Source organism: Shewanella colwelliana, assembly GCF_001735525.1.
Lineage (GTDB): Bacteria > Pseudomonadota > Gammaproteobacteria > Enterobacterales > Shewanellaceae > Shewanella > Shewanella colwelliana.
Genome location: NZ_MCBT01000018.1, coordinates 255,488 through 261,981 on the forward strand (window position 1 = coordinate 255,488; position 6,494 = coordinate 261,981).

The 6,494-nt window shown below is 45.3% G+C and carries 6 protein-coding genes; 3 read left to right on the forward strand and 3 right to left on the reverse strand.

The features are described from left to right. Nucleotides 1-129: 129 nt before the first annotated feature. From BEL05_RS07760 to BEL05_RS07770, 3 genes are all read right to left on the reverse strand, one after another. Nucleotides 130-678: a porin family protein gene (locus tag BEL05_RS07760; RefSeq protein WP_028764568.1), complete on the reverse strand. Its 549-nt coding sequence runs from the start codon at nt 676-678 to the stop codon at nt 130-132. Between the two features lie 260 nt (nt 679-938). Then, the gene (locus BEL05_RS07765; RefSeq protein WP_069670831.1) at nt 939-1,676 is read right to left on the reverse strand and encodes a cytochrome b/b6 domain-containing protein; all 738 of its coding nucleotides are present in this window, start codon (nt 1,674-1,676) and stop codon (nt 939-941) included. A gap of 155 nt (nt 1,677-1,831) precedes the next feature. Beyond that, on the reverse strand, nt 1,832-2,692 hold the full coding sequence (locus BEL05_RS07770) for a choice-of-anchor H family protein (RefSeq protein ID WP_069670820.1): 861 nt from the start codon (nt 2,690-2,692) through the stop codon (nt 1,832-1,834). A 263-nt stretch (nt 2,693-2,955) separates the two neighbouring features. Here BEL05_RS07770 and BEL05_RS07775 point away from each other — a divergent pair, with 263 nt between their 5' ends. The 3 genes from BEL05_RS07775 to BEL05_RS07785 are packed head-to-tail and all read left to right on the forward strand — an operon-like array spanning nt 2,956 to nt 5,382. Continuing rightward, complete coding sequence (locus BEL05_RS07775; RefSeq protein WP_069670821.1) at nt 2,956-3,276, forward strand: PepSY domain-containing protein; 321 nt, start codon at nt 2,956-2,958, stop codon at nt 3,274-3,276. Nucleotides 3,277-3,304: 28 nt separating this feature from the next. Next, nucleotides 3,305-3,985: a response regulator transcription factor gene (locus BEL05_RS07780; RefSeq protein WP_069670822.1), complete on the forward strand. Its 681-nt coding sequence runs from the start codon at nt 3,305-3,307 to the stop codon at nt 3,983-3,985. Nucleotides 3,986-3,993: 8 nt separating this feature from the next. After that, nucleotides 3,994-5,382 (forward strand): ATP-binding protein, encoded by a 1,389-nt coding sequence (locus tag BEL05_RS07785; RefSeq protein WP_069670823.1) that lies wholly within the window; start codon nt 3,994-3,996, stop codon nt 5,380-5,382. The last annotated feature ends 1,112 nt before the right edge of the window (nt 5,383-6,494 follow it).

Below are 6,494 nucleotides of genomic sequence, written 5' to 3' on the forward strand. Positions count from 1 at the left end.
TCATGTCTTGGGGCAATTATTACCGCGCTCAACTTTATAGCGAGTAAAGGCGCAATTGAGGCATTAGGCACAAGCAATAAAAATGCAGCCTAAGCTGCATTATTTGTATATCCAATCCTTAAAAACATCTTAGAACTGATAGTGAACGCCTAACGAGATATTGCTCAATTCACTGTCAATCTCTTCATTAAAATGGTTATGCTCCAAATCTGCATTGATCATCTCATAGCTAACACGGACATTCAGCTTATCTGTAACCGCAGCGTTAAGTCCTAAGCCCCACACCCAACCAATACCAGAGAAGTCATTATTGACGCCATCTTCATCAGCAGCAACCGCTGTTGCCGTTAGGCCAACTTTAGCAAACATAGAAATACTATCATTGAAATAGTACGAAAATTTAGGCGCAGCAGTAAATGAAGCGGCGCGAATATCACCGTAGTCACCTAAGTCACCAGTGGTAAACAAGGTACCTTCTAAGCCAAAGTTTTCAGTGAAATTATAACCACCGTAAGCACCAACACTTACAGCTGACTCATCAAACTGATTAACCGTTAAATTAGCCGAGCCAATGTTACCACCCACATAGAAACCAGTTTTGTCGGTCTCAGCCATAGCCGTAGCACTGCTTAATAATGCCGTAATCGATAACGCGACTAGTGTAAGTCCCTTTTTCATTTTCTACTCCAATAACAAAATACGATTTAAAAACCACGGCATCCTAACCTATTAGCAGATAAAGGAAAAGCGACAAATTTTGAGTTCGCTAGTTAACTTATCATTTTTAGGGTTAACGGTGGAAAACTAGTTATATGGCAACTAAATGAACCAGCTGAAAAGTAGTCGAATAGTATAAAAAGAGGGCGTAAACAGTTTTAGCAGCCAAAGTCGTATCAGTCGCCCAAACCGACCATGGCTGCTCGATAGGTCAAAAGAGGCTAATCTTCAGGTGGTCGAGTTAAGCGTTTTTTACCCGATATCATTGCCGATACTAAACCAGGTTGATGCTTAACCTCAGCTAAAATCACCCCGGCTATATGTAAGGCAATAATGAGCATGAGCAGGTAAACACCATAAACATGTACAGTACCGGCTAACGATTTCAACGGCTTTAACTGCGCTACTTTTTGCTTATCGACACCGGTTTCATCATAGGGTTTTAATGATGCGCCCGCTACACCCGGCTGAGCTAAATAATCACTCACCACACCGCCTAAAGGAGGATAGTAGATATCTGTTCCAGCGCGAACTAACCCCGTAAGCATGATAATAACCAGCAACAACATCATCGCAAACACGGCAATATTACCCAGAGGATTATGGTGTAAATACTGTGGTGATGCCCCCTGTTTGAGCTGAGCCTTATACCGGCGAACCGCAGCAAAATTGGGTAACATCTTAGATAGGCGCGCACCGCTTGACCCCATCACTCCCCATAACAACCTGATGCTCAAATTAATGGCAAACAGATAACCAACCCACACATGAAGCGTTTTAAGTTTTATCTTAGCCTCTAGGCCTGTTATGCCTAGGTCACCTCTAAATAGCATTAAAAAACCAATGAATATCAGCGTAGTAACACAAAACACATTGAACCAATGAAACACGCGGGTCGGCCTATCCCACACTCGATAGACCTTAGCTTGCTCAGTTACACCTTGACCGTCTTGATCCATAATCTGCCCCCACAGCATTGAACAATCTCATCAGTGAACAATATACGCCTTTAATAGGAAATTTTATGTGAAATTTGCTTCATAGAAGAGAAAGCCAAAGGCGAGCAACCGCTCACCTTTAACTGGAAGATGGCCAATATAAGGTCGTACTCCCGTTAACCAAAGCGTCGCCTAAGCCCTGCTAGGCCAGAGAGGAAAAACAGACCTAAAGTTGAAAGCGAGCCACCAACAATCACCTCAGTGGTCACCTCCTCATAGGGGTCACGATCGGCACTCTCAAGCGGCAAAGCATATAGATCATCCACATCATCACTACTGATCGTCGCCACAATATCGCTGTAACCCACCTCATAGAGATCGATCAGCACATCATAATGATCCGTTGGGTATCCGCTATGCAAGGTTGTGAGTACCTCAAAGTCATCATCACTGGCATCGTCGACAATAGTGAAGGTATCTGTGGTATGAAACAGCTCCCAAGGACCGCCATTTCGACTCAAATAAAGATCAGCATAAACATCGACAGCTTGGTTAAAATAACTGGTGTGCAGATCTGCATCAAAGGTCACACTAAAAGTGCGATAAAAGCCATCATAGTCAACATCTTCAAACAGCCGACTGCTGGCTTCATAAATGGCAAACTCATAGTAAACGCCCGCTGCTAAACGCTCGGCAGAGGAGCGCAACGCTGTGGATTTGTCACTTTTTTGCTGGCGCTGGGCAATGACCTGATCACGTGTCAGTCTCTCAACTGGCGTCACAGCCATCTGCTTCAGCGCCTGCGCACCTTTTAACTGCTGCGCATTCATCTCTTGGGTACTGCGACTAAAATATTGTGGTGCGGCACCGCTTCGCTGCTCAATCGCAACCGATGATGCGCTAGCCATGGTACCAATAACCGCTTCATCGGCACTTGCACTCAATGACACACCCAATGCTAGCAACAGTGGCAGCTTAGTCAGCACACCGTTTAGATACGTAACCTTAGGTTGTTTTGCCTTAATGATTGATTTCATCATCACTCTCCATCTTAAGCTGTTATGTAACCGTTGCAGCCATTAAAGCCCAATTAAAATGAACACAAGCTGAACGCGAAAAACACACAGATTCAATAGGATGGAGAGCACTGCACATTCAGCTAATGTTCATCTTGGTCGATGGATACTTTCAATGTAATGGGCGTAATGAGACAACAAAACACCCCTTACTTGCTAGATATGTTTCTTATTTTTATAGGATCTTTTACACTGAGCAGATGATTAGAATACAGGTGCTTTTGATGAAAAAAGGTATGATTTTGATAACAACAGCGTGTTTACTGCTACCCATTACGGGTAAAGCAGCACAGCTTGAGTTATCGACATTTGCCAGCAGCAGTATGTTGATGGCAGCTCAAAAGAGCAGCCAGCAAAATCTACGCGTCAAAAGTCGTCAACAAGCGACCCAAATGGTTAAAAGCCAATATGGTGGCAAAGTTCTCAGTGTGCAATCAAGCAAGATCAACGGCAACCCCGGCTACCGAGCCAAGCTACTCAGCGCCGACGGAGTAGTGTTTTATGTCTCTATTGATGCCGTAACAGGACAGATGAGCAGGCGATAAGCCCAGCTTAAACGCAAAGGAGAGAGGCATGCGACTACTATTAGTTGAAGATGATTTGGCACTGCAAAGCAATTTGAAGCAGCATTTAGTGGACGCCAACTACACCATAGATGTTGCCAGCGATGGCGAAGAGGGGCTGTTTCAGGGGCAAGAATATCCCTATGATGCCGCCATTATCGATGTCGGACTACCAAAGCTCGACGGCATAGCCTTAATCACCACACTGCGTGAACAAGCGATTGACTACCCTATCTTAATCCTCACCGCCCGTGATAGCTGGCAAGATAAAGTCGAAGGCTTAGATGCGGGGGCAGACGACTACCTGACTAAACCTTTTCACCCTGAAGAGTTAGTCGCTCGTCTCAAAGCACTTATCAGGCGATCGGCCGGCAAGTCTAGCCCGCTTATCCAAAATGGCCCGGTTAGCCTTAATACCAGTAGCCATGAAATTAAAGTGGCTGAGAAACAGATAAACTTAAGTGGCTCAGAATACAAACTATTTGAATACTTCATGCTGCATATCGGCGAGGTCAAATCGAAAAGCGTGTTGATTGAGCATATCTACGATCAAGACTTTGACTTGGACTCCAATGTTATTGAGGTCTTTATTCGTCGCCTACGTAAAAAGCTCGATCCCGAAGGGCGATACGGCCTTATCGAAACTCTACGCGGCCAAGGGTATCGACTCAACTCATTGTCTGCGAAATAGGTAAGCTAATGCGCACGCCCAATACCTCAGGCAAACGACTCAATTCACTGCGTACTCGCTTAATTTTAAGCGCAGTGCTGCTAACAGTCATCGTGTTACCCACCATTGGTGTCGCCCTCAACAATGCCTTTAAACAACAAGTACTGAGCAATGTTGAAGAGCAACTTACCGCCTACCTCTATTCAGTGCTGGCGGTCACAGAGGTGGAGAATAAGCAACTCTTGATGCCAGAAAGCCTACTAGAAAATCAGTTTAACGTGATTAATTCAGGCCTATATGCACTGATAACCAGCACAGATGCCAATGCAACCTCACCGCAATCAGCCAGTGCAGTGCAATGGGCGTCAAACTCCTTTTTAGGTCTAAATGCCCCAGAAAGGCTACCAACACCTGACGTAGGCCAAAGTGAGTATGGGCAGATCACTATCGACAGCCGCCCCCATCTTATCTATAGCTTTAGCGTACGTTTCGCCACGCCGGGCACCAAACATGATACCTCGCCACTGACGTTACATATCATCAAAGATTTCACCAGCGTGTCCAAGCAGCTAAGCGCCTTTAGCCAACACCTGTGGACTTGGCTATTACTGCTTATGTTAGTGCTTATCGCCATTCAATTTGCTTGGCTAGCCTGGACACTTAAGCCGCTTGCTCGCTTTAAACAGGAGCTAAAGTCGGTTCAGCAGGGCGAGTCACAGCAATTAACTGGGCAATACCCTAATGAGTTACAGGCAGTGGCAAGACAGCTCAATACGCTACTGACGACAGAACAGCGTCAGCGCAGCCGCTATCGCAACGCATTATCGGATTTAGCACATAGCTTAAAGACGCCTTTGGCAGTAATACAAAGCCAAAAAGGTCTTAGCCCTACCTCAATTGAACAAGTCATTCAGATTAACCGCACCATAGGTCATCAGCTTAAACGCGCTCAAACGGCGGCTGGTACGGCATGGCATCTGGGGGTTAAGGTCGTCCTTATCTCTGATAAGCTTTTGCGCACCTTAACCAAAATACACCCAGGCATTAAGCTAGATTATGCGCACCAACCCAGTGAAGCGTGCGTCTTTTTCGGTGACCAAACCGACCTAACGGAGATCTTAGGCAACCTGCTCGATAACGCCTGCAAAGCCGCAAAAGCTGAAGTGAACTTGAGTATTACTGAGTCCAGCGACAAATTGGTCATCTGTATTGAAGATGATGGCTTAGGGGTTAACCCTGAACTTCGACAAGCCATACTCGAACGAGGAAGACGTGCAGACACCTATGAAAAAGGCCACGGGATCGGTCTTGCGATTGTGCGCGATCTAGTAGAAAGCTATCAGGGCGAACTGACTATCGGTCAATCTGACGCACTTGGTGGCGCTCGCTTTCAAGTGAGCTTTAAGCAGCAAAGTTAGCTAAAGCCGCTACACAGCAATAATAAAGATATGTCCCATAGGCCGCCTTCTCGACACCAAATTATCAATCGCTTTGATTGGCCTTGTTGGGAGTTTTAGAACACATTAAGTCGACCTTCGAATGAAGGTGTTGGCATTTTTGGCTTATAACATTTGGCTGTGTTGGAATTGGGATTTGTGTTTAAAGTCGAATCTTCATTGTAGTTAAAAGCCTGCGGCGGTGATGTATATGGATATACGAATGTCGTGATCACATGGATGTGACAGAACGGCCATGTGTAGATACTGCTTCGGGACGCTATACGTCATCCTTGACCGCTTAACGAAAACATCTGACCTACATGGAAGTAGGGAATGCCGCAAAATGTCGGGAACATTTTCGGCCATGTTTTCGATACCCTCAGCCGCACCTACACGGGGTGATTTTATCTATCCGATTTAGCCTTTCGGGTATCAATCTGACAATCAAAAGTTAACTCGTTTTTGGACAAAAGTGTGTTTGCCTTGGAATGAAGGTGTTGGCATTTTTTGTGGTTTAACATTTGGCTGTGTTGGTTTTTATTTCGCTGACGGTAGCGTTGACTTTCATTGTTTTGAATTGCTTGCAGCAGGCCCCACGTGCAAACACATTTGTGACACGCTACGAGCACTTCCATGTGAGCTCTACCTCGGCATCCATGCCTCAGAAGGTCACAACTGTGTTCGCACCGAGTTTTCTATCTCTTCGATTTGACCTTGCTGCTACCACTTGGGCAATCACAAGTTAAATCGTTTCTGGACACTTCCGAGTTAAAGTCTTAACTCTAACCAGTCAGTTTCGGATAAAAATTTCTATTGGTTAACGCCTTACTAAGCAGCGCGAAATTGTTGGCTAAAATTGCGAGGAACGAGCGCTAGCCAATTGTTTAGCGTCCGTTTGAGTAACTTGTTGAACGAAGCCGCTATGCGGCAGAAGAGATAAAAAGCCTGTTTACTTTTCCATCCTAAATACTTTCTAGAGGCGACCGGCCTTGGTCGTAAATCTAGGAGTATTGTCATGAACACATCCGAACAACAACGCTTTGATTCTCTTTATGAACAACATCTTACCAACTTAACACTGCAAGGCAAGC